This is a genomic window from Pseudomonas corni, from assembly GCF_057128765.1.
In genome coordinates this window covers 1-26,116 of record NZ_JBSKHW010000006.1, presented here as the reverse complement: position 1 = coordinate 26,116, position 26,116 = coordinate 1, and the positions used below count along the sequence as shown (strand labels likewise).

At 57.5% G+C, this 26,116-nt stretch carries 23 protein-coding genes, 1 pseudogene and 1 riboswitch; of the genes and pseudogenes, 6 read left to right on the top strand and 18 right to left on the bottom strand.

Annotation, left to right across the window (positions count from 1 at the left end):
- The first annotated feature begins 42 nt into the window (after positions 1-42).
- The 3 genes from rhdA to ACWKV9_RS11445 all read left to right on the top strand — a co-directional run bounded on the left by rhdA (position 43) and on the right by ACWKV9_RS11445 (position 3,854).
- Entirely contained in the window at positions 43-858 is an 816-nt protein-coding gene (gene rhdA, locus ACWKV9_RS11455) for a thiosulfate sulfurtransferase (RefSeq protein ID WP_483836231.1), read from the top strand.
- Positions 859-926: 68 nt separating this feature from the next.
- Positions 927-1,796: an archaetidylserine decarboxylase gene (gene asd, locus ACWKV9_RS11450; RefSeq protein ID WP_483836402.1), complete on the top strand. Its 870-nt coding sequence runs from the start codon at positions 927-929 to the stop codon at positions 1,794-1,796.
- Between the two features lie 279 nt (positions 1,797-2,075).
- Positions 2,076-3,854, top strand: a complete 1,779-nt coding sequence (locus ACWKV9_RS11445; RefSeq protein WP_483836230.1) for a molecular chaperone — start codon at positions 2,076-2,078, stop codon at positions 3,852-3,854.
- A gap of 95 nt (positions 3,855-3,949) precedes the next feature.
- Here the strand turns inward: ACWKV9_RS11445 and serB are convergent, their stop codons facing one another.
- On the bottom strand, positions 3,950-5,164 hold the full coding sequence (serB, locus tag ACWKV9_RS11440; RefSeq protein ID WP_483836229.1) for a phosphoserine phosphatase SerB: 1,215 nt from the start codon (positions 5,162-5,164) through the stop codon (positions 3,950-3,952).
- 130 nt (positions 5,165-5,294) lie between these two features.
- Between serB and ACWKV9_RS11435 the strand changes: the two genes are divergently transcribed.
- Positions 5,295-6,806 carry an AhpA/YtjB family protein gene (locus ACWKV9_RS11435; RefSeq protein ID WP_483836228.1) on the top strand — a complete coding sequence of 504 codons (1,512 nt, stop codon included), beginning with the start codon at positions 5,295-5,297 and terminating at the stop codon, positions 6,804-6,806.
- A 244-nt stretch (positions 6,807-7,050) separates the two neighbouring features.
- Here the strand turns inward: ACWKV9_RS11435 and ACWKV9_RS11430 are convergent, their stop codons facing one another.
- The 10 genes from ACWKV9_RS11430 to ACWKV9_RS11385 all read right to left on the bottom strand — a co-directional run bounded on the left by ACWKV9_RS11430 (position 7,051) and on the right by ACWKV9_RS11385 (position 17,285).
- Positions 7,051-7,755 (bottom strand): PqiC family protein, encoded by a 705-nt coding sequence (locus ACWKV9_RS11430; protein ID WP_483836227.1) that lies wholly within the window; start codon positions 7,753-7,755, stop codon positions 7,051-7,053.
- Positions 7,756-7,938: 183 nt separating this feature from the next.
- Positions 7,939-10,203: a DNA topoisomerase IV subunit A gene (parC, locus tag ACWKV9_RS11425; RefSeq protein ID WP_483836226.1), complete on the bottom strand. Its 2,265-nt coding sequence runs from the start codon at positions 10,201-10,203 to the stop codon at positions 7,939-7,941.
- Positions 10,204-10,213: 10 nt separating this feature from the next.
- Positions 10,214-10,696 (bottom strand): retropepsin-like aspartic protease family protein, encoded by a 483-nt coding sequence (locus ACWKV9_RS11420; RefSeq protein ID WP_483836401.1) that lies wholly within the window; start codon positions 10,694-10,696, stop codon positions 10,214-10,216.
- Positions 10,697-10,731: 35 nt separating this feature from the next.
- Positions 10,732-11,709, bottom strand: a complete 978-nt coding sequence (locus tag ACWKV9_RS11415; protein WP_483836225.1) for an esterase-like activity of phytase family protein — start codon at positions 11,707-11,709, stop codon at positions 10,732-10,734.
- The gene (parE, locus tag ACWKV9_RS11410; protein WP_483836224.1) at positions 11,709-13,613 is read right to left on the bottom strand and encodes a DNA topoisomerase IV subunit B; all 1,905 of its coding nucleotides are present in this window, start codon (positions 13,611-13,613) and stop codon (positions 11,709-11,711) included. The genes ACWKV9_RS11415 and parE overlap by 1 nt, the downstream gene beginning before the upstream one ends.
- Before the next feature lie 66 nt (positions 13,614-13,679).
- Positions 13,680-14,297 carry a YqiA/YcfP family alpha/beta fold hydrolase gene (locus tag ACWKV9_RS11405; protein ID WP_483836223.1) on the bottom strand — a complete coding sequence of 206 codons (618 nt, stop codon included), beginning with the start codon at positions 14,295-14,297 and terminating at the stop codon, positions 13,680-13,682.
- 147 nt (positions 14,298-14,444) lie between these two features.
- On the bottom strand, positions 14,445-15,254 hold the full coding sequence (gene cpdA, locus ACWKV9_RS11400) for a 3',5'-cyclic-AMP phosphodiesterase (protein WP_483836222.1): 810 nt from the start codon (positions 15,252-15,254) through the stop codon (positions 14,445-14,447).
- 112 nt (positions 15,255-15,366) lie between these two features.
- A complete protein-coding gene (locus ACWKV9_RS11395; RefSeq protein ID WP_483836221.1) occupies positions 15,367-15,720 on the bottom strand; it encodes a hypothetical protein in 354 nt (117 codons plus the stop codon).
- A gap of 504 nt (positions 15,721-16,224) precedes the next feature.
- Positions 16,225-16,677 (bottom strand): DUF1249 domain-containing protein, encoded by a 453-nt coding sequence (locus ACWKV9_RS11390; protein ID WP_483836220.1) that lies wholly within the window; start codon positions 16,675-16,677, stop codon positions 16,225-16,227.
- Positions 16,668-17,285, bottom strand: a complete 618-nt coding sequence (locus ACWKV9_RS11385; RefSeq protein WP_483836219.1) for an NUDIX domain-containing protein — start codon at positions 17,283-17,285, stop codon at positions 16,668-16,670. Before ACWKV9_RS11385 ends, ACWKV9_RS11390 begins: the two co-directional genes overlap by 10 nt.
- Positions 17,286-17,505: 220 nt before the next feature.
- Here ACWKV9_RS11385 and ACWKV9_RS11380 point away from each other — a divergent pair, with 220 nt between their 5' ends.
- Complete coding sequence (locus ACWKV9_RS11380; protein ID WP_483836218.1) at positions 17,506-18,252, top strand: RsiV family protein; 747 nt, start codon at positions 17,506-17,508, stop codon at positions 18,250-18,252.
- On the opposite strand, the gene cytX is transcribed toward ACWKV9_RS11380, so the two are convergent.
- Both cytX and thiC read right to left on the bottom strand, forming a co-directional pair.
- On the bottom strand, positions 18,221-19,510 hold the full coding sequence (gene cytX, locus ACWKV9_RS11375; protein ID WP_483836217.1) for a putative hydroxymethylpyrimidine transporter CytX: 1,290 nt from the start codon (positions 19,508-19,510) through the stop codon (positions 18,221-18,223). The genes ACWKV9_RS11380 and cytX overlap by 32 nt on opposite strands.
- A gap of 143 nt (positions 19,511-19,653) precedes the next feature.
- Entirely contained in the window at positions 19,654-21,555 is a 1,902-nt protein-coding gene (gene thiC, locus ACWKV9_RS11370) for a phosphomethylpyrimidine synthase ThiC (protein ID WP_483836216.1), read from the bottom strand.
- Between the two features lie 163 nt (positions 21,556-21,718).
- A riboswitch (TPP riboswitch) is annotated at positions 21,719-21,823 on the bottom strand.
- Between the two features lie 164 nt (positions 21,824-21,987).
- On the opposite strand from thiC, the gene ACWKV9_RS11365 reads away from it, so the two are divergent.
- On the top strand, positions 21,988-23,427 hold the full coding sequence (locus ACWKV9_RS11365) for a TolC family outer membrane protein (protein ID WP_483836215.1): 1,440 nt from the start codon (positions 21,988-21,990) through the stop codon (positions 23,425-23,427).
- A 120-nt stretch (positions 23,428-23,547) separates the two neighbouring features.
- Here ACWKV9_RS11365 and ACWKV9_RS11360 read toward each other — a convergent pair whose 3' ends face one another.
- The 5 genes and pseudogenes from ACWKV9_RS11360 to ACWKV9_RS11340 all read right to left on the bottom strand — a co-directional run.
- Positions 23,548-23,946: a hypothetical protein gene (locus ACWKV9_RS11360; RefSeq protein WP_483836214.1), complete on the bottom strand. Its 399-nt coding sequence runs from the start codon at positions 23,944-23,946 to the stop codon at positions 23,548-23,550.
- Positions 23,947-24,300: 354 nt separating this feature from the next.
- Positions 24,301-24,673, bottom strand: a pseudogene (locus tag ACWKV9_RS11355) (RHS repeat-associated core domain-containing protein); the annotation flags it as partial.
- Between the two features lie 91 nt (positions 24,674-24,764).
- Entirely contained in the window at positions 24,765-25,088 is a 324-nt protein-coding gene (locus ACWKV9_RS11350; RefSeq protein WP_483836213.1) for a hypothetical protein, read from the bottom strand.
- A 322-nt stretch (positions 25,089-25,410) separates the two neighbouring features.
- Positions 25,411-25,764, bottom strand: coding sequence for a hypothetical protein (locus ACWKV9_RS11345; protein ID WP_483836212.1), 354 nt, complete (start codon positions 25,762-25,764; stop codon positions 25,411-25,413).
- A partial coding sequence (locus ACWKV9_RS11340) for an HYD1 signature containing ADP-ribosyltransferase family protein (RefSeq protein WP_483836211.1) occupies positions 25,733-26,116 on the bottom strand: 384 nt, incomplete at its 5' end. The genes ACWKV9_RS11345 and ACWKV9_RS11340, both read right to left, overlap by 32 nt.

Sequence of the window (26,116 nt, the reverse complement as noted above, 5' to 3'; positions counted from 1 at the left end):
TGAGCTACAATTCGCCTCTTTTGACGATCTGGAGACCTCTACATGTCTGCCTTTTCAAGCTTGCCGCTGGTGATTGAACCCAGCGAACTCCAGGCACGGCTTGGTGCTTCAGAGCTGATTCTCGTGGACCTGACCAGCAGCGCCCGCTATGAGGCCGGGCACATTCCCGGCGCGCGCTTTGTTGATCCCAAACGCACACAACTGGGCCAGCCTCCGGCTCCCGGCCTGCTGCCTACCCTTGCGCAACTACAGGCGCTGTTCGGTGAACTGGGCCATAACCCAAATGCGGTTTACGTGGTCTACGACGACGAGGGCGGCGGTTGGGCCGGGCGTTTCATCTGGTTGCTCGATGTGATCGGTCATCACCAATATCACTATCTCGATGGCGGCCTGCTCGCCTGGGAAGCTGAAGGTTTGCCCTTGTCGAAGGAGATGCCTGCCGCCGTTGGGGGTCCAGTCCCGCTGACGCTGCACGATGAGCCGACCGCCACCCGTGAATACTTGCAAGGCCGCCTTGGCGCCAAAGACCTCGCAATATGGGACGCTCGCGCCCCGACCGAGTACTCCGGCGAGAAAGTCGTCGCAGCCAAAGGCGGCCACATTCCAGGCGCGGTGAACTTCGAATGGACTGCCGGAATGGACCCCGCCCGCCAACTCCGGATTCGCAAGGACATGCCGCAGATCCTCGAAAGCCTCGGCATCACCCCGGACAAGGAAATCATTACCCATTGCCAGACCCATCACCGCTCGGGCTTTACCTATCTGGTGGCCAAAGCCTTGGGCTATCCGCGGGTCAAGGGCTACGCCGGTTCGTGGGGCGAATGGGGTAATCACCCGGACACACCGGTCGAGCGCTGATACCTGACCGCAATACGGCGCGCTCCAGTGATCGGAGCCGCCCTTCAACTCAAGAACATGTTTTAGGAATTCTGATGAAACAGCGTCTGTTTATCTTCTTTCAATACGTACTTCCTCACCACTTGCTGTCGCGATTGGCCGGCTGCGTTGCCGAATGCCGGGTGCGCTGGTTCAAGAATGCATTTACTCAGTGGTTCGCGCGCCGTTATCAAGTCGATATGTCGCAGGCGCTGGTGGAAGACGTCACCGCTTACGAGCACTTCAACGCATTTTTCACCCGTGCCTTGAAACCCGGTGCACGCCCGCTCGACCCAACGCCTGGCGCGATCTTGTGTCCGGCCGATGGCGCTGTCAGCCAACTGGGCTCTATCGAGCACGGCCGGATCTTCCAGGCCAAAGGCCACAGCTTCAGCACGCTTGAGTTGTTGGGGGGCGACTCGCGCCTGTCAGCGCCGTTCATGGGAGGTGAGTTCGCGACTATTTACCTGTCACCTAAGGACTACCACCGCGTACACATGCCGCTGGCCGGGACGCTGCGCGAAATGGTCTATGTGCCAGGGCGCATTTTCTCGGTCAACCAGACCACAGCCGAAAACGTGCCAGAGTTGTTTGCCCGCAACGAGCGGGTGGTTTGCCTGTTCGATACCGAGCGCGGTCCGATGGCCGTTGTGCTGGTCGGCGCAATGATTGTCGCGTCCATTGAAACGGTCTGGGCCGGATTGGTCACACCGCCTAAGCGCGAACTGAAAACCACCCGCTACGATGAAGCCGCTCGCGCGCCCATTCATCTGGAAAAAGGCGCTGAACTGGGTCGCTTCAAATTGGGCTCCACGGCCATCGTTTTGTTTGGTCCGAATCAAGTTAAGTGGGCCGAGCAATTGGTAGCGGGCTCCCCGACTCAAATGGGCCAGGCGCTGGCACTTCCCGTTCAGGCCTGATTCTTGCGTTTGATTTTTCTGGCAGCATTTTGCTGACGCACGTCCTTTTATATGGCGTCGTCAGCATAGTCATGGGCCTGAAGTGTCGACGCCGATACACTGTTGCTTAGATCTTGGGGCTGCTACGGCTAACCGATGCTGCTAAAGTCGACCATCGGCGCTGTAGGAATCTTCGCTTTAGACTGTCGTAAAGTGGATGGCTTAACAGAGCCAGACGTTGGTTTTACCTCAGTTTCGATCCGCTGTTCGGGCCAGTAGTTGTTGGAGTCAGCCTGTCACATGAGTAATTTAAGTCTCCCACTGTTGTTGCGCGCACCCGTGCCGACGCGGTCGAGCCTGTCATTCTGTGACGCGACACCCAAGGACTTGAAGCGCTGGATATCAACGCTGCCCAAAGCCAATCTCGGGGAAATGGCACGCCAGCTCTACCAAGGGCTTGGCGAACTGAATCAACTGCTGACCCCCAGTGACAACCGCCTGCAACTGCTCGAATTGCTGCGGCCCGAGGTGTATTACGTCTGTAAACACCTGGAACGCCACTTCCTCAATCAATCTGTGGTGCTTGAAGAGCGACCGCGCAAAGTCGCCAATTTGTGCCAGGCCCTGCAAAACCATCTGGCGATTGGCTACAAGCAAATCATCGCCCGAATCGCCCCCAAACTGACCAAAGACCGCACGTCACTGCTGACGACCGCATTGCAGCGCGCATTGCATTGCTTGAATGGTCCGCTGATTCGCGCCAATCAGCTGTATTGCCCGGTTCAGGATGGCTTGTGGCTTGAACTGCATCAGATCTATCAAATCGCCCAACACAGCAAACTGCAGAACATTCCCGTAGCCGACAATCTGGCGCTGCATACCCGCACGCTGACGGTCGAGCAGACTTACATCATCGCGTTGCTGATGGGGAGTGCGCGTTGTAATCAGATGCGCCAGCACAATATCGGGCGTTTGGCCGAAGTGCTCGACGCCTGGAGCTCACTGGTCAAGCTGCAATCGCCAGCGGAGGAGTCCAGCCTGTTTGCACTGGCGCCAACAGCTGATGCCGCGCCGCGCTACAAATCCCTGTATACGCCGGAGCAACTGCCGAACCTGCTGGGGATAAACCCACTGGCGTTGGCGGCCGCTATTCAGCGCTATCTGGAAACGCCGGCAGATCAGCGCTCAGCGTCCTATCTGACGGTGCCGACAGGGTTTTCGGTGGACCTGTTACAACATCTGGCCGCCGCGTGGGGCGATGTGTCCGAACGTGCATTCCAGCGTACGCCTGGCCAAGGGACACTGACGCTGTGCGTGGGGATGAGCGCATTGCACTACTTCATCAGTGGTGAGAAATCTTTCAGCGACGTGCTGCAACTGCCCGTCGTCAGTAAGCCTGCCGAGTTCAGCCTGCAACCGCTGCCATCCGGGAAACCCAACGCCTGGGGGCACGTGAAGGATGATCTGAGGGCCAGCAACGGCTCGGCCCATGAGGAAATCCAGTATCGGCCTGCGGAGGAAGCCACGGGCAGCGCCTTCGATAATCAACAGAGCTTCCCGACTTACAGTTTGAGCATTGTGAACCACAGCCCGGGCGGTTATTGCCTGGCATGGGCGAAGGAAGTCCCGGATCAATTGCAGGCTGGGGAGATGGTCGGCATTTACGATCCCGGCCAGGGTTGGAGCATCGCCACCGTGCGTTGGGTCAGGCAGGTTCGCAGCGGCGGCATGCAGATGGGCATTGAGTTGATCGCACCGTTTGCCCAGGCGTGCGGTCTGCAACTGCTGCGCACCGAACACAAAAGTCAGTATTTGCGTGCATTGCTACTGCCAGAGGTGCGCGCCATTGATGTGCCGCCGACAGTCATGGCGCCACGTTTGCCGTTTGAGGAAGGCAGCAAGGTGCTAATCAACACCAGCGGCCAGGAACGCCGCGCAGGCCTGAGCAAACGGCGGTCGACCACCGGCAGTTACAACCAGTTTGAGTACCAGATTCACGAAGGGCCGAAAAAGGTGGATGGCCCACCGGACGATTCAGAGCCGGAGCAGGAATTCGATTCGTTGTGGGGCGTGTTGTAACGCGGCAGCCTGCTTGGCTTTTTTGCAGGAACTACCGATCTGCCGCATCGCAGCCTCGCGCAGCTCGTTAGTTCCTACGGAGACGGTGCCAATCTTCAGCCGCGCCCTTCGCGATCACGAAAGCCCAGCAGGTATAAAATCCCGTCCAGTCCCAAGGTCGAGATCGCCTGTTTCGCCGACTGCTTGACCAACGGCTTGGCGCGGAACGCAACGCCCAATCCGGCAATCGCGAGCATCGGCAAATCATTGGCTCCATCACCCACAGCGATGGTCTGCTCCAGGCTCAAGCCTTCTTTTGCCGCCAGTTCGCGCAGCAAATCGGCTTTGCGCTGGGCATCGACGATCGGCTCGATGGCATTGCCAGTGCATTTGCCATCGACCACTTCCAGCTCGTTGGCGAACACATAGTCGATACCGAGCCGGGCCTGGATCTGCCGGGCGAAGTAGGTGAAGCCGCCTGACAGGATTGCAGTCTTGTAACCCAGGCGTTTGAGTTCGGCGAACAGGTTTTCCGCGCCTTCGGTCAGTCGCAGTGAAGCACCGATTTCGTCCAGGACGCTGACATCCAACCCTTTGAGCAATGCCATCCGCTCTTTGAAGCTTGCCTTGAAGTCCAGCTCGCCACGCATCGCGCGCTCGGTGATCTCGGCCACGCGCTCGCCAACGCCGTGGGCTTTGGCCAGCTCATCGATCACTTCGGCTTCGATCAGCGTCGAGTCCATATCGAACACCGCCAGACGGCGGTTGCGGCGGAACAGGGAGTCTTGCTGGAACGCGATGTCGACGTTGAGCTCTTGCGCCACGTGCAAGAACTCGGCCTGCATCGCTTTCGGGTCGGCTGGCTCGCCACGCACCGAGAACTCGACGCAGCCTTTGCCTTGATCGGCCGGGGTGTCCAGCGGCATCCGCCCTGACAGACGATCGATCTGATCGATGTTAAGTCCGTATTTGGCAGTGATAGCGCTGACGCGCTGCAGTTGCTCGGCCGTGACCTTGCGCGTCAGCAACGTCACGATATGCCGCGCCTTGCCCTGTCCCTCAACCCAATGCTGATAGTCGTCTTCGGAAACCGGGGTAAACCGGACCTGCTGGTCGAGTTTGTAAGCCGTGAACAGGATGTCTTTGAGCACCGAGGAGCCTTGTTCGGTGCCCGGAATCTCAACCAGAATGCCGAACGACAAGGTGTCGTGGATCACTGCCTGACCGATGTCCAGAATGTTCACGCCACCCTGGGCAAGCACACCGGTGATGGCGGCAGTGAGACCTGGACGGTCAAGACCTGTGATGTTTATCAGGACAATTTCGCGCAAGGCGCACCCCCGCAGTGGAAAAAAACCGCATTCTACTCACTTTCAGTGACCGCCGGGCACAGCGAGCGCTTTGCCGCACCTGGGTCGCTCGCTATACTGCGCGGCAACTTCTCCAAGAGAGCCGTGCTCTGTGAACCGGCCCACGCCCGTTAAAACCGATAACTTCTTCCTGCTAATCTTCCGGGCATTGCGGCATCGTCGCGTACCGATAGCTTTGCGTATCGCCAGCCATAACGTGATCCTCGTCGCGCTGGCTCTGGTGATCTACGCCTGCGTGATGGGCCTGCAATTCAAGCAGGCCATGCACGAACAGGCCGACGCACTGGGGCAGGCCCTGACCACGCAGACCGCCACGTCAGCCACTGAACTGTTGGTGTCCAACGACAACCTCAGTCTCAACGTGCTACTGGGCAATCTGGTTAAAAACCCGTTGGTGGCCCATGCGGCTATTTACAGCGTCGACAACCGGATTCTCGCCGAAGCCGGCCAGCGCCCAAAAAACGGGCTGCTGGGCGAAGCTGAAGGTCTGTACGAAATCAAAATCACCTTCCAGGATGTGGTCGCAGGCCATCTGCGCATCAGTCTGGACATGACGCAATTCCAGCAACCTATGACGATCAGCCTGCAAAGCATGGCCATTCTCAGCGGTATCCTGCTGGCATTGTCGTTGGCGCTGAGCCTGCGTCTGGGGCGGCACATCTCCACCCCGCTGCTGCAATTGCGCATGTGGCTGCGCTACATCGACCCGTACACCCCGGCGACTGATCGTCAGGATGAAATCGGCGATCTGGCGCGTCAGCTCAAGGCATCCTATGCACCGCCGGAGCCGGAGCCTGTTCCCGAACCCGAGCCTGAGTACGTCGAAGACGATGAAGCAGAAACGTCCTTCGACGACAGCGACTTGAACGATCCTGACTTTGACGACGCGCCCAAACCTCGCGTCAACGTCACGCCCCGTCAGATCGTGGCTGACGAAGACGAAGAGGACGATCCGTTCTCAGATCTCAAGGACGACTCGCTGCCCAAGCCGATTGCCCGCCCAACGCTGCCTGTTGCGCCTTCGCAACCTCAGTACAGCGCCGTATTGGCGGTGCAGCTGGGTTCCCAGGAGCAATTGCGTCGCCTGCCCCGCGCTCGCCTGACGGAGCTGCTGGAACGTTATCGTGATTGCATCGACCAGGCCGCATCGCTGTACGACAGTGAACTGCACACCCTGAACGACGGCAGCTCGCTCATGCTGTTTAGCACTCAGGACAGCGGCGATGACTACCTGACCAATGCCATTTGCTGCGGCGAACTGCTGCGGGCGCTGAGCCATGCATTGCAGATCGAAGTCGCAGACAGCGGCATTGCCTTGCAACTGCAGTTGGGTCTGACTCAGGGCGAAGGCCTGCACGGGATGACTCAGATTGACTTGCTGCTCACTGAAACGGCTCAGGATGCTCTGGCGTTGTCTCAACACAGCCGCAATCTGTTACTGGTTGAGCGCAAGATCAGTGAAGACCCGACCATCCGCCAGCGCGCACGCATCCGCCCCATCGCAAGCCCGGAAGGCGCAAGCTGCGTAGAGCGTTTGCTGGAGCCCTACCCGTCGATGCTGGAACGCCAACTGGCGCGTATGCACGAGGCTCGTAAGGTCTGACCTGTCATTACAGGCTCGCTGCTATCTTCAGATAGACGCGGGCCTTGCAGGTCGCATGACCGAAACGCCGGCCGTATGGGAGCGGACTTGTCCGCGAATAGGTCGGTACGGTCAACACGCCTCTATCGTCCATAACGCCACATTGGCGGACAGGTCCGCTCCCACACCAGACCTGCTCATGACATAGGGTTAACGCCCACAAAAAAGCCCGCATCGCTGCGGGCTTTTTGTTGGGCGCTTAACGCTAGAAGCGGAACACTTCCAGATCGGTACGAATAGGCGATGCCATCGGGATCTTAGGCTTGTCCTGATCGGTCCGGGTCTTGGCCGGAGCGACTTTCCATGGCTCTTCAGCCACCAGCGGCTGACTGGCCACCGGCCTGACCGCCACACTCAGTTGATCGGCCAGACGCTGCAACAGCAGGCCTTGTGCCTTGACCTGCGCAGCCGAAGTACCCGCGTGCGCCTCTTCCAGATGAATTAGCTTGGTGTCACGGACAGTGCCGCGACGATCAAGCAAACGCCACTGCGCGTCGAGAATGGCCGGTTGATCCTTGCCTGAGTCCAGGCGAGTGATCGACAACACCACTTGAACGTCAGGTGTGAAGTTGGCAGCCGCTGGCGCCATGACGACGCGCTGACTGTCCAGCTTCCACGCCAATTGGCGCAGCAGCAATTGATCGATATCTGAGGAAAGACTCCCGGCCCAGCGTCCATCGGTGGAAGCCGTCAGGCTGCCATCAGGTTGCCGCTGCAGTAATGTTTCGCGTTGCAGATAGTCAGCAACAGAGACCGGGCCCAGCAAAACTGCCACCCCGCCACTTTGTTTCGGTTGCCCAGGTGCGCCGCTATCAAGCTGATACAGCGAAGTGGGTTGATGCACGCTACACCCGGCCAAACCTAGAACGCCGGTCAACAGCAGTACAAAAGGAACGCGTAAGAAATTCATCATTCCATCCAGGTAGCGGCCACAAGGCGCGCCACGATGTTAAAGACTCAAGAAAACACATGAAGGCACTCAGCCACGCCTGCACCTCAAGACGCCATATCATCCGTGAATATGCGCTATGACTCCAGCAATTATGCGTCGATCTTCGTGGCAGAACGAAGACCGACCGCCCAAGGCGCCTGCTTATACAGCGCTTTCCACCAACAGCCCGTCCACGCGCTGGAAGCCGCGCGGCAACTTATTGCCCCGGCGTCCACGCTCTCCCTTGTAATGTTCGAGATCGTCGGGCTTGAGTGAAAGCGTCCGTTTGCCAGCCTGGAGCACCAAGGTAGCCCCTTGGGGAATAACCGCCAAACCTGTCACGTATTCTTCACGGCTCGCGACACGGTCGCCAGGAATGCCGATGATCTTGTTGCCTTTGCCTTTACCCAATTGCGGGAGGTCGCTGATTTTGAACACCAGCAAGCGACCTTCCGTCGTGACGGCAGCCAGCCAGTTCAGTTCACGATCGGCAACCGGACGCGGCACCATCACTTTGGCGCCTTTGGGCAGACTCAACAGCGCCTTGCCAGCCTTGTTCTTGGCCTGCAGATCCTCACCTTTCACCACAAATCCGTAGCCGGCGTCAGAGGCGATGACATACAGCGCATCGTCGTCAGGCAGCAACACGCATTCGAAGGTCGCCCCCGGAGGTGGCTGGAGCTTGCCGCTCAACGGCTCGCCCTGCCCCCGTGCCGATGGCAAGGTGTGAGCTGCCAGGGAGTAACTACGCCCCGTTGAGTCTATGAAGACGGCGAACTGGTTTGAACGCCCCATTGCAGCGGTCTGAAAACCATCCCCGGCCTTGTAGGAAAGCCCGGTGCCATCGATGTCATGGCCCTTGGCGGAGCGCACCCAGCCTTTTTCCGACAGCACCACAGTTACTTTCTCGTTGGGCAGCAGGTCATGTTCCGTCATGGCCTTGGCTTCAGCACGCTCGACAATTGGCGAACGGCGATCATCGCCGTAGGTTTCGGCATCCTTGATCAGCTCGGTGCGCACCAGCTTCTTGAGCTTGGCTTCGCTGCCCAGCAGGGCCAAGAGCTTGGTTCGCTCTTTGTTCAGCTCATCCTGCTCGTTGCGCAGCTTCATTTCTTCCAGGCGCGCCAACTGACGCAGGCGCGTATCAAGAATGTAATCAGCCTGGATTTCGCTGAGTTCAAAACGCTCGATCAGCTTGGCTCGCGGATGCTCCTCGGTGCGGATGATGTGGATCACTTCATCCAGATTGAGATAGGCAATCAGCAAACCGTCCAACAGATGCAGACGGCGCTCGACTTTATCGAGACGGAATTGCAGACGGCGGCGCACAGTCCGAACGCGGAACTCCAGCCACTCCACCAGCAACGCCCGCAGGTTTTTCAACTGCGGCTTGCCGTCCAGACCGATGATGTTGATGTTGACGCGGTAGCTGGACTCCAGATCGGTACTGGCGAACAGGTGCTGCATCAGCGCTTCGTGATCGACCCGGCTGTTCACGGGAATGATCACGATGCGGCAAGGGTTTTCGTGGTCGGACTCATCACGCAGGTCGGCAACCTGCGGTGCCTTGGACGGCTTGGCCTGCATGAGGGCCGCGATCTGTTCCAGCACCTTGGCGCCGGAAACCTGATGCGGCAACGAGGTCACGATAATGTCGCCATCTTCGACGTGGTACACAGCGCGCATGCGCACCGATCCCTTGCCGGTTTCGTACATCTTCAGCAGGTCGGCGCGAGGGGTGATGATTTCCGCTTCGGTCGGGTAATCCGGCCCCTGAATGTGTTCGCACAGCTCGTTGATGGTGGCTTTGGGCTCATCGAGCAAACGCACACATGCAGCGGCGACTTCCCGCAGATTGTGCGGAGGTACGTCGGTGGCCATGCCCACGGCAATACCTGTGGTGCCGTTGAGCAGGATATTGGGCAACCGTGCTGGCAAAACCGAAGGTTCGTCCAGCGTACCATCGAAGTTAGGCACCCAGTCAGCAGTGCCCTGGCCTAGCTCGCTGAGCAATACTTCGGAATAACGCGACAGGCGTGCTTCGGTGTAACGCATGGCCGCGAATGACTTGGGATCATCCGGCGCGCCCCAGTTGCCCTGCCCGTCAACCAGCGTGTAGCGATAGCTGAACGGCTGGGCCATCAGCACCATCGCCTCATAACAGGCCGAATCGCCGTGAGGGTGGAATTTACCGAGGACGTCACCGACTGTACGGGCTGACTTCTTGTGCTTGGAATCTGCATCCAGGCCCAACTCGCTCATGGCGTAGACGATGCGTCGTTGCACCGGCTTGAGGCCATCGCCGATATGGGGCAGCGCTCGGTCCATGATCACGTACATGGAATAGTTGAGGTAGGCCTGTTCGGTGAAGTCAGACAGTGATCGGCGTTCTACGCCATCCAGACTGAGGTTAAGGGAGTCGCTCATGCGGGCCTCATTAATTTGTCTTCTGACGCAGCAGCATAGTGCCGCCGCGCTGGGTGAATTCGAGTTGTTTCATGGCGCTCATGCCCAGCAGCGCTTGTTCGCCGTCAAGACCGGGCACCACCAGGGCGCGCACATTGGTCAGGACGATATCGCCAATCTGCAGGCGCTCCAGGGTGGTCCGAAAACCTTCACTGCGCCCATTTGCGGTGCTCACATCAACCCGCGCTCCGCGACCAAGACCCAGCTGATCCGCCACGGACGCGGGGATCGCTACGTCGGTAGCGCCCGTGTCGAGCATGAACTGCACGGGCCGGGTGTTAACCAGCCCGGTCATCACGAAGTGGCCCTGACGATTGGCGGCCAGTTGCACTTCGATATAGCCATCGCGGTGCTGCGATGCAACGGCGGTGTTCGGGTTCTCCTGACGCTGCTCCCAATCGCCAAAAAACCGCGTCGCCAGAAACAGCGCCGCGGCCCAGGCCACTATCAACATCAAGCGGCCAGCGCGTTTGCCAGCAGGCGCCTGACTCAAGGTTTACCGCCCCAACCACCTTCCGGGGCTGCAAAGCGCCATACGATCGGGCGTTTTTCGCCATCGGCACGCACGCCGAAGTTATTGTCGATCCCGACCCACGCACCCTTTTCATCCACCACCAGCGCTTCGGTCAGGCCGAACTTTTGATCGTAGAGGCGGTTTGGCTGCAAGGCCTCTTTGGCGAACGACCAGCAGCTTTCGATTTTCCCGGTCTCCAGACTGCGTCGGCAAATACGGTATGCGGCTCGCTCCAGCGCATACAGCTTGCCTTTGAAGAGTGAGATATCGGCGAAATCTATGGGTAAAGACTGCCCCCCCACCTGCGGCGGAAGAACATCATTGCCCGACTCAACTCGCAAGATGCAACTGCCTTTGCAGTCCCAAGTGCCTTTGTCCTGATGCACGACCAGCACGCCACGCTTGTCGCGCTCGGCGGCAAGCCACAACTGATCGCCCGCCGGATTGATCGCGAGGCCTTCGAAGATGGCATTGAAGTGCGCCAGCATCCCGGCCGCTTGAGCTTCCTGAACGACCTTCTTGGGCAGATCAAGCCACACCGGCGAACCTTCAACAGGGACTTTGAGTACCGTCGCATAGCCTTCGCTAACCAGATACCGATTGCCTGCCGCGTCACAGGTGACGCCTTCGAAATCCAGGCTGCCCCCACGAATCAGCGCAGCCGCCTTGGCCAGCGAGGTCATGGTTGTGGAGAGGCCACTGTCCGGAACCGGCGGAATGACAAGCGACGTCTGCTTGGCTTTCCAGACGGTTTCGGTAGTGTCCAGGCTGTACAGGATCGAGTCGTCGCGGTCCGAAACCGTCCACAGCACACCATTACACGAAGCCAGACCCGAAAGGTTGCCGCCGACCATGTCATCCACTGGATGCTCGGACAACAACTTCAATTCAGGTAACGGGGCCGCGAAAACCGGAGCAGCGATGAGCAGCAGCGCTGCAAGCCAGCCCCGCATCAAGTCAGAACCTCGGCCAGGTTGCCTTTGGATTCCAGCCAGCTCTTGCGATCACCGGCGCGCTTCTTGGCCAGCAGCATGTCCATCATTTCCGAGGTCGCTTCAAAATCGTCCAGTGTGAGCTGGACCAGCCGACGGGTATTAGGGTCCATGGTGGTTTCGCGCAGCTGCGGCGGGTTCATTTCGCCCAGACCTTTGAAACGCGTGACTTGTGGCTTGCCCCGCTTCTTCTCGGCCACCAGGCGGTCGAGAATCCCGTCGCGCTCGGCTTCATCCAGGGCGTAGTAAATGTCTTTGCCCAAGTCAATGCGATACAGCGGCGGCATGGCAACGTACACGTGGCCAGCATCCACCAACGGGCGGAAATGCTGGACGAACAAAGCGCACAGCAGGGTTGCGATATGCAGGCCGTCCGAGTCGGCGTCGGCCAGGATGCAGATCTTGCCGTAACGCAACTGGGCGATGTCAGCGGAACCTGGATCGACGCCAATGGCGACTGCGATGTTGTGGACTTCCTGGCTGGCGAGCACTTCGCCACCGTCTACTTCCCACGTGTTCAGGATCTTGCCGCGCAACGGCAGGATGGCTTGGAATTCTTTGTCGCGGGCCTGCTTGGCAGAACCACCGGCAGAATCACCTTCCACCAGAAACAACTCAGAGCGCATCGGGTCCTGGCCCGCGCAATCGGCCAGCTTGCCCGGCAGTGCGGGCCCTTGGGTGATGCGCTTGCGCTCGACCTTTTTGCTGGCCTTCAGGCGACGGCCAGCGTTGTTGATCGCCAGCTCCGCCAGTTGCATGCCTAGCTCGGAGTTCGCGTTGAGCCACAGGCTGAACGCATCCTTGACCACACCGGAGACAAACGCGGCCGCTTCACGGGAAGACAGTCGCTCTTTGGTCTGACCCGAGAATTGTGGCTCCTGCATCTTCATAGACAGTACGAAGGCGATCCGTTCCCAGACGTCTTCGGGCGCCAGCTTGACGCCACGGGGCAGCAGATTGCGGTATTCGCAAAAATCGCGCATCGCGTCGAGTAGCCCTTGGCGCAGGCCATTGACGTGAGTGCCGCCTTGCGCCGTCGGGATCAGGTTGACGTAGCTTTCCTGCACGCTGTCGCCGCCTTCGGGCAACCACAGCAGCGCCCAATCGACCGCCTCTTTATTGCCTGCGAACACGCCGCAAAAGGGCTCGTCCGGTAGACGCAGGAAGTCACTCACCGAGTCCTGCAGGTAGGAGCGCAGGCCGTCTTCATAGTGCCACTCGACTTTCTCGCCACTGGCTTTGTCTTCGAAGCTGACCAGCAAGCCCGGGCACAGTACAGCCTTGGCCTTAAGCACATGCTTGAGGCGGCTGACCGAGAATTTGGGAGTGTCGAAATATTTTGGGTCCGGCGCAAAGTACACGCTAGTGCCGGTATTGCGTTTGCCGACGGCACCGATGACCGCCAGCTCGGTGGACTTGTAGCCATCGGCGAAGGTCATTTCATATTCGTTGCCATCGCGCTTGACCCGCACTCGCACCTCGGTTGAGAGCGCGTTCACCACAGAAATCCCCACGCCATGGAGGCCGCCGGAGAACTGGTAATTTTTGTTGGAGAACTTGCCGCCCGCGTGGAGTTTGGTGAGGATCAGTTCGACGCCCGACACGCCCTCTTCCGGATGGATGTCCACCGGCATGCCACGACCGTCGTCGGACACTTCAAGGGAGTTGTCGGCGTGCAGGATCACCTGCACGGATTTGGCGTGACCGGCCAGGGCTTCGTCGACACTGTTGTCGATGACTTCCTGCGCCAAGTGGTTCGGCCTTGAGGTGTCGGTGTACATGCCCGGCCGCTTGCGTACCGGGTCGAGGCCCGAGAGGACTTCGATGGCGTCTGCGTTATAAGAGCTAGCGCTGGGATTGGCCATGGGGTCTCGTCATCAGTCGTTCATTAAATATCGGATTGACTCTGTGCAATCTGTTAGCGCGACCCATCACCGTGCAGCGAGATCGATCGTTTGCGGCAATTGGGGTGCGAAGCCTGCAAAACTCAACAAGGCTGGCAGCTTTGCGGCGAAACCCCGGAAGCTATGATCACCACCCGCTTCTATACGCAAAGCGCATGCCCGGTAGAAAGTCTGTGCGCGGCGATAGTCCAGCGTTTCATCAGCAGTCTGCAGCCAGACCTGGATGCGCTGCGGGTCCTGCGGGGCTGGCACTTCGAGTTCGGCCAGCGCAGCCACGTGATCATGAGTCAGTTCCCAGCGCTCACCGGTGTAGAGGTTTTCCTGAGTACCGAGAAAACCGTCGAATAGCTGATGCGGGTTGACTGCCGGGTTGATCAATACAGCCTTGAGGCCGTAGCGCTCCGCCAAATGAGTCGCATAGTAGCCGCCGAGCGAGCTGCCGACCAGCAGCGGCCGACCGAGGTCGCTGATGGCACTTTCCAACTGAGCGATGGCCTGCCGTGGATGGTGGTGCAATTCGGGTACGCGAAGCTGATTGCTCAGGCCCAGTCGCTGCATCAGCTCAGTCAACTGTGTGGCTTTTTTCGACAGGGCCGAGCTGTTGAGCCCGTGTATATAAAGCAGAGTCGGCTGATCTTGATTCACGCGGTCGCCTCCGGGCACGGTCGTTTCAGGTCAGCACCCATCACTTGAAGCGCGCTGGCACAGGCAAAGCCGTGAAGTTTACAGGGACAAATGCGCGGGAGTCTCGCGAACAAGTTCGCTCCTACAGAGGGATAACTCAATTTCGGGCTAATACCCGCCGCCATCGAGATCCACCTCAAAGGCGCCCTCGGCCAGCCGGGAAACACCCGTTTCGAGCTGCCCATCGTGATACAGGCGCAGCCAGCGATAACCCGGTGGCTGGTTGTCCAGCTTGAAATCTTCGCTGCCGGGCGCGAACTGGATGCAGGTCGAAGGCGACGCCATTAATCGCACGCCATCTCGCAACTGATCGAACTCCTGATGCACATGCCCCCACAGTACCGCCCGAACCTGAGGAAATCGATCCAGCACGGAAAACAGCGCATCGGGGTTCTTCAGGCCGATCGGCTCCATCCACGCGCATCCGATGGGCACCGGATGATGGTGCAGACAAACCAGATGATGCCGCTCTGGTGCCTCGCTCAATGCTTGGGCCAGCAGCTGTAATTGCTTGTTTTCGAGATAACCAGGGACGGAGCCAGGTACGGCTGAATCAAGCAACGTAATGCGCCAATTGCCAACATCCACAACGGGCTCAAGAAAATCACTTTGCTGCGCCGCCAACGCCATCTCCGCAAGCTCGTCGTGATTGCCGGGAAGCCAGCGTTTAGGCGCGGCGATGCGCTCGCTCGCCTCACGAAACGCCTGGTAGGACTCAACTGTGCCGTCTTGGGAAAGGTCACCACTGGCAATGACCAGATCAATCTGAAATTGCTCGTCAAGTACCCGATCCACTGCGGCATTGAGGCTGTCGCGAGTATTCATGCCCATCAGCATGCCGTCCGCTTCACCGAATAGATGGCTGTCGGTCAACTGGACCACAAGAACAGAAGCGGATTGTGAAGGTGCGCTCGGCAATGGCCATCTCCTTGAGCGGGTTATGGCCGGATTATGGTGGCTGCCGCGCTGGTCGGTAAATAGCGCAATGAGTGTCAGGCCTCAGTTTTGGGGCTTATCTACCAGCCAGGCTTCAAGCGTCAGGTTTCTTGAAGCGCTGGGAAAGTAGATAACCGCCAACGACAAGTCCAATCCCCGCACTGAGCAATAGCAGGCCAAGCCCATCTTCGTATGACCTGTCTGGCCAAATCATCACTGATAAAAACAGCGCCACATAAAAGCCCGAGAAAAGTCCCCCAACACCACCTAACAACCATCCCCAAGAAATGTACCTCGCGGCATACGCCCCAAAAGCAAATCCTGCAAAGATCAACGCGCAAAAATAAAAAGTGTGAAGATGTTCACTTTTCGCATCGAAAATTCCAACAACGGACAAAGTAAGCAACCCCAGCAAAGTGCTGCAGATTAATACTTTCAGCACGTTCATTTCCACAGCACCGGACAGTTACTGACTATAGACTCACGGGCCCCGCCTGCCTTCAATATCTCCTCAACTTTCCAGCTTCCGCTGAGCGCTTGCGGGGTTGGGCAAAACCACTCTGCGCCGGAATAACTCCTGCTTGCGGCCTTCAAATGAGTACTGGCGGTAGTTTTGCTCTGTCATGAAATAGGGCCTATTCAAGGGCCCGGCGATATGAAAATAAAATACCCCTGCCCTAAGCAACGCATGACCACAAATATTCGGACCATCACCCCTCACCACAACCAACCAGGTGTCATCCCAGTTAAAAGGAACTGCCTGACACGAATCAAGGTGTATTCCGACATAACTCATATAAGCGACCCATAAAGAGATCGCAAAACTTATCTTCTGCAGCAGAAAAAACGAAGCAGAAAATTGACCCAATATCTAATTTCAGAGCGGTCCTACTGAATAGTCAGAATGGAATAAACATTTCCTACACGGGGAGGAAGGACCTTGCACTGAAAATCAACGAACCGCTTCGAACTCATGCCCGCACGCCAGACAGTGGCTCAGCCACTCACCCAGAAACAGGTTGAGCTGGGCCTTTTCGTCGGGCTGGTGCATTTCGGGATTGGGGTACGGGTAGATGCCCTGAAAGCGCCGCGCGTGTTCGGCGCCGATGACTTCGGCCATGCGGGCGTCGTGGTAGACCTGCACTTCCAGCTTAGGCACCGGAAGCCAAGGCAGGCTGTGTTCCTGACGTACTTGCAGAGTGGTGGTGTACGGGCAATCGAGAATGACTTCGACCGCCAGCACGCCAAGCATTTGATCACCCTGGGTCACAGCCACCCGCCGCGATCGTTGAGCGTTGCGCATATCCGGCAGCAAACGCATCAAGCGCGCATAGTTGGCCTCACAGGCTGCTTGCAGCCCGGCAAGGTCAACACGATAGCGGTCGCGCAGAAGATTCAAGACCACAGCCCCCTGATTTCAGTGCGGTTCAAAGCCAGCCACTGTATGGCGATAATAGTTGCAGCATTGACGATGCGTCCGTCTTTCACGGCTTGAAATGCATCCTCGAACGACCAGACCGACACGCGGATATCCTCAGCCTCTTCGACCAGCCCGTGCAAGCCCCCCGCACCCTCGCTTTCGCACTTGCCCAAGAACAGATGAACGAATTCATTACTGCCACCCGGCGAAGGAAAGTATTGAGTGATCGGCCACAACGCGCTGAATACAAGCCCAGCTTCCTCTTGTCCCTCGCGGTGAGCAACCTCTTCAGGCACCTCTTTTTTGTCGATCAGGCCGGCGACCATTTCGATCAGCCATGGGTTTGGCGTCTTGCCTACAGCGCCGACGCGAAACTGTTCCAGAAGCACCACTTCATCGCGCTTGGCATCGTAAGGCAGAACGCACACCGCATCGTGGCGCACGAATAGCTCGCGAGTGATTTCCGGGCTCATGCCGCCTGCGAACAGCTCATGGCGCAGGTGCAACTTATCCAGTTGGTAAAAACCCTTGAAGCAGTTTTCGCGCTGCGTGATCTCGTGTCGGGTTGGCATCGATTTAGTCGTGTCAGTCATAAAGTTCTCGCTGCGGGACCACCGGTGTCTTCACCCCATCCTAACGCGCTGGATCAAGCGACGCAGCCCCCCGGCGCGGCAATAGTGGCAAGCGGGGTAGACGACGGCGGTGGAAACGATCTCTAATCGGCCACGCGGCGAACTGATGGCGCCGCCTGTAGTCGAAGCACCTTGCAGCCGCGTCGCGCAGCTGCTTTCTTTGCCATTGCCAAGGATCAACATGTCGTTTCTGAAGATCATTTCACTGGCTTGCGTGGCCCTGATACTGGGCGCATGCCAAAGCCTGTTCCAGCCCAATCTGCGCAGCCCGCTGACTGTTCAGCGTGACGCCTCCGAGCTTATCAAGCCGGGTTGCACAAGCGCCGATTGCCCACTGGTTAACATCGACACCGTACACTTTCCTGATGAGCCGAAACTCGATGCCATCGTTCAGCGCACGTTGCTGCAATTGACCCGCACCGACTCCAACGGCCCTGTCCCACCGACGCTCAAGGCCTATCAAGAGCAGTATCTGAGCCAGGCCCAGGCCCGCAATAGCAGCTATTTGCAGGCCAAAGTACGTGAGCAGCATGACGGTATCGTGGTAATCGAGCTGTCCAGCTACCTCGACACCGGTGGTGCCCACGGCGATCCGGGCCGGGCGTTCATCAACTATTCTCGCCCGCAGCAGAAAGTCCTGACGCTGGCTGACATGCTGGTGCCCGGGCAGGAGTCTGCGTTCTGGCAGAAAGCCGAGCTTGCGCATCAAGGCTGGCTGATCAGCAGCAAAATGAATGAAGACCCGGCGTTCGTGCAGAGCTGGCCATTCAAGCGCACCCCCAACATCGCCTTGACCTACGGTGCGGTGATCCTTAAGTACCCGGTAACGACCATCGCGCCTTACGCCATGGGTCATATTGAGCTGAAGATTCCTTATCCGCAGCTCAACGGCATCATCAAGCCGGAACTGTTCCCCGGCCGGAGCTGATCGCTTTACCCAATATCAGTTGCAGCACGCCAGCTACGATAAGGGCTGGCAGTGTTGCGCCGATGTCCGGGTACAGGTTCGCCAGCAAGTGATAGGTGCTGACCCCGCCCAGCCAGGCCAGTAACGTCATCCAGCGAAAACTCAGTGTCACCGCCACAGCGCCGCGACGACGCAGGATGAAGTGATCCACCAGCACTACGCCAAACAGCGGCGCGAACACCGAGCCGATCAGTAGCAGGAAATTCTGATATTGGGCGAGTGGCGCAAAGCAGGCGATCAAGGTGCAGATCACGCCAATGACCAGCGCGATGTGCTCAACTTTTGCCTTCACCAGAATGCCGCTTGAAACCGCCGCCGAGTGAATATCAGCGAACGCGTTTTCCGACTCGTCGAGCAAAATCAGCAGCAGCGGAACACCCATCCCCGCCCCGGCCAACGCCAGTAACAGCGCATTGGCGTCGCCACTTGGCGCAAACGCCAGGGTGTACGCAACGCCCAAGCTCATCAGCCAGAAGTTACCGATGAAGAAGCCCAGCGCGGTACCGCCGAAGACACCTGCTGCGCGTTTTCCAAAGCGTGAGTAATCGGCAATCAGTGGCAACCAGGAAAGCGGCATGGCAATCGCGATATCGAAACCGACCGCGAATGGCATCGATCCATCACCAGCCCGCGCCCATAGCGCCACCAGATCAGCCTTGCTCAACAGGTTCCAAGTCAGCCAGATGCAGGCGGCCAATAGCAGCCAGATGCCCCACTTGCGCAGAATTTGCCGAACGAAGGTCAGCGGGCCACTGACCGCCAGTAACGTGGCCAGCGCGCCGAATAGCAAAGTCCAGAGCAATGGGCTGGCGATCAGACTATTTTCGGAAGAAACACCTGCAGCCAACAGACTTGCGGCATCGCGCATAACGATGATTTCGAACGAACCCCAACCCACCAGTTGCAACAGGTTAAGTAGCGCCGGCAACGTTGCGCCCTTGCCGCCCAGGCTGAGCTTGAGCGCGGCCATGGATGAGAGACCGGTGTCGCTGCCGATCAGGCCCACGGCGGCCAGCAGCAGAACGCCGACCAGTGTGCCCAGAAAGATCGCCAGCATCGAGCCAGACATACCCAACCCCGGCGCTAGCAAAGCTCCGGTTTGAAGGACCATGAGGCCGATGCCGAGGGAGAACCACAGGGAAAACAGATCACGTCCGCCAAAGACGCGGTTGGCGGCGGGGACAGCGATGTCGGGAGAATAAGTGCTGGGTGTGTTCACGAGAGATATCTCAAAAGAGCGTTCATTCAGTGAGGATTATGCTGCTCAATCCGACGTCATCGCGGGCAAGCGCGCTCCTACAGCAGATCGCAATTCACTGTAGGAGCGCGCTTGCCCGCGATAGGGTCGACGGGGTGCGCGGGTCAGACTTTTTTGTACAACTGACTACCTTCCTGCTTGAACCGCTCAGCCTGCTCGCGCAGTCCCTCTTGCACCGACACGTCCCGCGCGTCGATCTTCTGATTGGCCGCGTACTCGCGCACTTCCTGAGTGATCTTCATCGAGCAGAATTTCGGCCCGCACATGGAGCAGAAATGCGCCACTTTGGCCGAGTCCTTCGGCAGGGTTTCATCGTGATACGAGCGCGCAGTGTCGGGATCCAGACCCAAGTTGAACTGGTCTTCCCAGCGAAATTCGAAACGCGCCTTGCTCAATGCATTGTCACGAATCTGCGCGCCGGGGTGCCCTTTCGCCAGGTCCGCCGCGTGGGCTGCGATCTTGTACGTAATGATCCCGGTCTTCACATCGTCCTTGTTCGGCAGGCCCAGATGCTCCTTGGGCGTGACGTAGCAAAGCATCGCGCAACCGAACCAGCCGATCATTGCCGCACCGATGCCTGAAGTAATGTGGTCGTAACCTGGTGCGATGTCAGTGGTCAGCGGGCCTAGGGTGTAGAATGGCGCCTCGTCGCAGCACTCCAGCTGCTTGTCCATGTTCTCTTTGATCAGCTGCATAGGCACATGGCCGGGGCCCTCGATCATGCATTGCACGTCGTGTTTCCACGCGATCTTGGTCAGCTCACCCAGGGTTTCCAGCTCGCCGAATTGCGCTTCATCGTTAGCGTCGGCAATCGAGCCTGGGCGCAGGCCATCGCCCAGCGAGAAACTGACGTCGTAGGCCTTCATGATTTCGCAGATGTCTTCGAAATGGGTGTAGAGGAAGTTCTCTTTGTGATGCGCCAGGCACCACTTGGCCATGATCGAGCCGCCACGGCTGACAATCCCGGTGACGCGCTTGGCGGTCAGCGGCACGTAGCGCAGCAGCACACCTGCGTGGATGGTGAAGTAATCAACGCCCTGCTCCGCCTGCTCGATCAGCGTGTCGCGGAACAATTCCCAAGTGAGGTCCTCGGCAGCGCCCCCGACTTTTTCCAGCGCCTGATAGATCGGCACCGTGCCGATGGGCACTGGCGAATTGCGGATAATCCACTCGCGAGTCTCGTGGATGTGCTTGCCGGTGGACAAATCCATGACAGTGTCCGACCCCCAACGAATCCCCCAGGTCAGCTTGGCCACTTCTTCTTCGATGGACGAGCCAAGAGCGCTGTTGCCGATGTTGCCGTTGATCTTCACCAGGAAGTTACGGCCAATGATCATCGGTTCCAGCTCAACGTGGTTGATGTTGGCCGGAATGATCGCGCGACCACGGGCGATTTCTTCGCGCACGAACTCGGCAGTGATCTCTTTCGGGATGCTGGCACCGAAGCTGTGGCCGGCGTGCTGCTGTTTGAGCAGACCAGCAGCGCGGGCCTCTTGCAGCTTCATGTTTTCGCGGATGGCGACGTATTCCATCTCGGCAGTGATGATTCCCTGACGCGCGTAGTGCATCTGGCTGACATTGGCACCCGACTTTGCCCTGCGCGGGTTGTTGACGTGGGCGAACCGTAAAGCCGTCAGTTCAGGATCATTAAGGCGCTGCTGGCCGAAGTTGGACGTCAGACCCGCCAGACGTTCGGTGTCGTTACGCGAATCGATCCACGGCGAGCGCACATCGGCTAAGCCTTTGCGCACGTCGATAATGACGTTGGGGTCGGTGTAGGGTCCTGAGGTGTCGTAAACGGTGACCGGCGCGTTGATCTCGCCACCGCTGTTTGTTCCAGAGAAGCCGGTTGGCGTTACGTCAAGATGCACTTCACGCATCGGCACCCGAATGTCGGGGCGAGAACCCTGAACGTAGATTTTCTGTGAACGGGTGAACGGCTGAACCGAGCCGGAATCGACTTGGGCTGACTCACTCAGATTGGCGTTTTTTAGTGTTGTACTCATCACGGGCTCTCCAGACATCATCCAGCAGCGGATAGATTTGTCGGAGCTTGAGCCTGATGTGAACGGACGGATGCACCCGTTGAAAGAGTGCTGAGAATCGAAAACGAGGGCTGTTCAGCGACTGAACAATCGACCCCGGACGACACTCAAGAGGACTCGCCGGGAGACGAGAAATCTTGTTCCCTACGCAGGCGCTAACCTGATCAGGTTCAACGGGATCCGGATTATCCGATCTCAGCCTCAAAGCAAGGCACCCCGACAAGAACGGGGCCAGTCTAGTCGCCGTACGCGCCAAACGCCAAGTGCGGAATTCAAACGCTCGTTAAATGGCTGATATGCCTGATTGTTGTCGGCATGCTGCGGAACTACACTCGCTACGCGGCGCCAAAGCCATCTGGATCCGCTCGGCCAACAACTACTAGGGAATGTCTCATGCTGCGCAAACTTTCACTGGCCATTGCCGTGTCGTGTGCTTCAAGTGCAATGGCCGCAGCAGCGGATATGCCTCTGCCGACCAAGACCGGATTGGTCAGCGTTTATCAGGAAGCGGTCAACAACAACGCCGATCTGGCCGCCGCCCGCGCCGATTACGATGCCCGTAAGGAGATCGTGCCTCAGGCCCGTGCGGGTCTGTTGCCTAATATCACCGGTGGCGCCGAGTCGAGCAGCATTCGCACCAAACTCGATGAGCCCTCAGCGGTGATCAACCGCACTGGTACGGTATACCGGGCCACGCTGAGCCAGCCGATTTTCCGTGCTGACCGCTGGTTCCAGTTGCAAGCGGCCAAGGACGTCAACGAGCAGGCAGCACTTGAGCTGTCGGCGACCGAACAAAATCTGATCCTGGACAGCGCGCAGGATTACTTCACGGTGCTGCGCGCCCAAGACAATCTTGCGTCAACCAAAGCCGAAGAGGCCGCGTTCAAACGTCAGCTGGATCAGTCCAGAGAGCGTTTCGATGTGGGTCTTTCGGACAAGACTGATGTGCTGCAAGCCCAGGCCAGTTACGACTCCGCGCGCGCCAGCCGCATCGTTGCCAAGCGCCAGGTGGACGACGCCTTTCAGGCACTGGTAACCCTGACCAATCGCGAATACAACTCCATCGAAGGCATCGTCCACACCTTGCCAGTGCTGACGCCGACGCCCAACGATGCAAAAGCCTGGGTCGACACTGCCGCCCAGCAGAATCTCAACCTGCTTGCCAGCAACTATGCGGTCAGCGCGGCGGAAGAAACCCTCCGTCAGCGCAAGGCCGGCCACGCGCCAACGTTGGATGCCGTCGCGCAGGTAGAAAAAGGCGACAACGATTCACTGGGCTTTACCAACCCAAACTTCACCGGCCAGGCATACCACGGCAACGTCGAGCAGCGAACCATCGGCGTGCAGTTGAACATCCCGATCTACAGCGGCGGCCTGACCAGCTCTCAGGTGCGTGAAGCCTATTCGCGCTTGAGCCAGAGCGAGCAGCGCCGTGAAAGCCTGCGTCGCCAAGTGGTCGAAAACACCCGCAACCTGCACCGCGCCGTGAACACCGACGTGGAACAAGTCCAGGCCCGCAAGCAGTCGATTATCTCCAACCAAAGCGCACTGGAAGCCACGGAAATCGGTTACCAGGTCGGCACACGCAACATCGTTGACGTCCTCGACGCCCAGCGCCAGCTCTACGCGTCAGTGCGCGACTACAACAACACCCGCTACGACTACATCCTCGACAACCTGCGTTTGAAACAGGCAGCGGGGACGTTGAATCCTGGGGACTTGCAGGACCTTTCTCGCTATTTGAAAGCTGATTACAACCCGGACAAGGACTTCTTACCGCCTGACTTGGCGAAGGAAGCGGCTAAGAATTTTGAGCGGCCGAGTGAGCGGTGAGCGGTGAGCGAAACGTATTTGTGTCCCGCAGATTTAGCGCCTGTTTCAAAAGTCTGAGAATCGTTATCAATACAATGACGCCCGGGCTCCGCATTTGAAGGACAGCGGTTTGAAGGATAGCTAGAGGTTCTTGGATTTCCAGACTCGAGTTGCGGCAGCGAATGAAATACCTTTGAAGAAGAAGGCCCATTTGTTGACCTCATCCCAGTCGTATACACAGTGCGAGCTTAAAACCACTGATCCGTCTTGGTTGGATATTTCGATAAAGTAGCAATCCTTTTCATGGTTACCCGCCTCTTCACCTTCTGATCGGTAACGCGCCGGCCGAATAGTAATGACGCAATCATTCATTAAGTAGCACTCGGATTCATATTCAGATGCATCCTGATTCCTTGGATTGATCCTAGCGTGAACAGAGGATTTTTCTGTGTGGTGGAGAACCGTATACCAAGAAGCTGGGATATTGCCCTCCCAGGCCTTCTCTAAATTTGAAGTCGACCGAATAACAACTTTTTTCATCTCAATAATCCAAATGGAGATTGGGAGTAACCCCTTTATCCTTATTCCAAGCGTTCACATGCGGGCCAGCGTTTAAATGAGGATGACCAGGCGAATCATCTCGCCACCCCGCAGAACCCGTTTCATTGTTTATTCCAATTTTTCCTTTGGAGTTGCGCCATGAGGGTGGCCCGCCCCTGAATTCCGACTTACGAATCGTGCGCGGCGTAGAACCGAGATCACCCGCGATCTCAGAGGCGGCTTGTCTAGCGGACCGACGGTTAGGCATCTGATACCTACTTTCATCTGCGGCAACACCCCCATTTTTCCTGATGATATTTTCGGCGTGTGCCTTTGCCTCATTATCTCGAAAACAAGACTTCCACCCCCAAGGATCAATCCATCCCACCGGGTTAGGCGCATATTGGTACAGATTGAGCCCGCCCGACAAGCCGATCGGGTCGGGGGTGGTGAAGCGGCCGATGTCGGGGTCGTAGTAGCGGAAGGTGTTGTAGTGCAGGCCGGTTTCGCGGTCCAGGTATTGGCCTTGGAAGCGCAGGTCCTATTCTTCGCCGTAGCGCAGGTTGCGGGTTTACTAGGTGGTGGCGCCCCAGATCCGCAAGGTTGCGCTCCACACGGTATCGCCGTTGCTGTCGGTGAGCCGTTCGGGCAGGCCGTTGATGTCGTTGTGATGATGGTGGGTGATCTGATGCTCGCCCTGGCCGTGGACACGGCCCAGTGGTTCGTGGCAGTCCTAGATGAAGCGGGTTTTACCGATGCGCCGCCGGAAAGGTCATAGCTTATTCTTGTCTGCATTATTGGTGTCAATGGCATTCAGTTTAGTCGCCCGGCTTTCTCCAGTAATCTAGGTGTTCGACTGCGCGTTCGATATCATCCATTTTGTCTTCGCCTAACTCATCATTGAAGCGTATTGAAAGTATGTTACGCATTTTATTTAGTCTATCGCCAATCCTGTTTTCGTCGATAAATCTTGTAGTCTCCAAAGCGTATGCTACATCCGTTCCTTCACTAGGCGGGGAGTCTGGACGCTGGTAATAATAGTTTGCAATATCCCTTAGTGAAATCAGCATGTACTCGATTTCGCTTAGAACCTCGACAATTTTTTCGCCTTGAAAAGTAATGGATTCGTTGTCTTTAAGCATTTTATTTTCTCATTACGAACGTCGGGTTTTTCAGAGATACACCCCCTCTAACTGTCAGTTCTTTGGGGTGACATTTCTGGTTTTTACCCATTCCAAGTCGGCTTCTAATTCGTCCGTTTCCACATAGTCTCTGCCTCTTCCTTTCCCTATCGAGTATTTAGTCTGAGCTTCGAGTTGGTTAAGTGGTTTGTTGCCTGCAGGCTCCATGAGCCTTAAGGGGGCCGCCGCCTTTCCCTGTCTCCTTTCTTTATTTTTTCCGTGCTGCGCGGGAGCCATGCTTAGTGTGGAGCGATGATTTTTAAATTACGTAATTCAATAGCTACTACTTCTGCGGCTTTTTCCAGAATGGCAGATCTTCCATGGCGCGCTCGGTGTCATCCATATCGTCCTTTCCAAGGGTGTGGTCGAATCGGCTAGATAGCAGACGTCTTATGCTACATAGCCTTTCAACCACTTTCTGGTTGTCGACAAAGCTGGTTATTTCTTGGGCATACGCTATTGGGTCTACGGTTGCAGGATCGTCGGCGTTGTCGTAATAGTGAATTGCGATATTTCGCAGAGAAATCATCATAAACTCAACTTCGGTCAGGATTCGGAGCGCAGACTTACCAGATATCTGTATTTTCTTGTTTGCTTTTCGCAGTTTATTTTCTTTTTTTGAAAGTTGGGTTTTCAAGCTTCAGATCTCCTAAAACAGTCAGTTCTTTAGTGTGATAACTAGGATTTTTTATCCACTCCAAGCGCTCAGCGGGCACATCCGTCTCTATATAATGTCGACCTCGCCCCTCATGGATTTTGTATTTATCTTCTGCCTCTTGTTGGTTCAGCGCCTTTTTACGGGCTGGCTCTAAATAAACGCGGTTGTTATCTCTGGCAGTGATCACACCGCTTTCCTTGATCCCCGCCAAGCCTTTCGAATTAGTGTAATGCCGCACACGAACACAACTCCAACCCCAAGGATCAATCCATCCCACCGGGTTAGGCGCATATTGGTACAGATTGATCCCGCCCGACAAGCCGATCGGGTC

Excerpts from the sequence above, each read along its gene's own strand:
- ACWKV9_RS11360 (WP_483836214.1), bottom strand. The coding sequence starts at position 23,946 with ATGAAAAAAGTTGTTATTCGGTCGACTTCAAATTTAGAGAAGGCCTGG.
- parE (WP_483836224.1), bottom strand. The coding sequence starts at position 13,613 with ATGGCCAATCCCAGCGCTAGCTCTTATAACGCAGACGCCATCGAAGTC.
- rhdA (WP_483836231.1), top strand. The coding sequence starts at position 43 with ATGTCTGCCTTTTCAAGCTTGCCGCTGGTGATTGAACCCAGCGAACTC.
- parC (WP_483836226.1), bottom strand. The coding sequence starts at position 10,203 with ATGAGCGACTCCCTTAACCTCAGTCTGGATGGCGTAGAACGCCGATCA.
- thiC (WP_483836216.1), bottom strand. The coding sequence starts at position 21,555 with ATGAGTACAACACTAAAAAACGCCAATCTGAGTGAGTCAGCCCAAGTC.
- ACWKV9_RS11420 (WP_483836401.1), bottom strand. The coding sequence starts at position 10,696 with ATGTTGATAGTGGCCTGGGCCGCGGCGCTGTTTCTGGCGACGCGGTTT.
- ACWKV9_RS11430 (WP_483836227.1), bottom strand. The coding sequence starts at position 7,755 with ATGAATTTCTTACGCGTTCCTTTTGTACTGCTGTTGACCGGCGTTCTA.
- ACWKV9_RS11415 (WP_483836225.1), bottom strand. The coding sequence starts at position 11,709 with ATGCGGGGCTGGCTTGCAGCGCTGCTGCTCATCGCTGCTCCGGTTTTC.
- ACWKV9_RS11395 (WP_483836221.1), bottom strand. The coding sequence starts at position 15,720 with ATGAACGTGCTGAAAGTATTAATCTGCAGCACTTTGCTGGGGTTGCTT.
- ACWKV9_RS11445 (WP_483836230.1), top strand. The coding sequence starts at position 2,076 with ATGAGTAATTTAAGTCTCCCACTGTTGTTGCGCGCACCCGTGCCGACG.
- ACWKV9_RS11385 (WP_483836219.1), bottom strand. The coding sequence starts at position 17,285 with ATGACTGACACGACTAAATCGATGCCAACCCGACACGAGATCACGCAG.
- ACWKV9_RS11380 (WP_483836218.1), top strand. The coding sequence starts at position 17,506 with ATGTCGTTTCTGAAGATCATTTCACTGGCTTGCGTGGCCCTGATACTG.
- ACWKV9_RS11365 (WP_483836215.1), top strand. The coding sequence starts at position 21,988 with ATGCTGCGCAAACTTTCACTGGCCATTGCCGTGTCGTGTGCTTCAAGT.
- ACWKV9_RS11350 (WP_483836213.1), bottom strand. The coding sequence starts at position 25,088 with ATGCTTAAAGACAACGAATCCATTACTTTTCAAGGCGAAAAAATTGTC.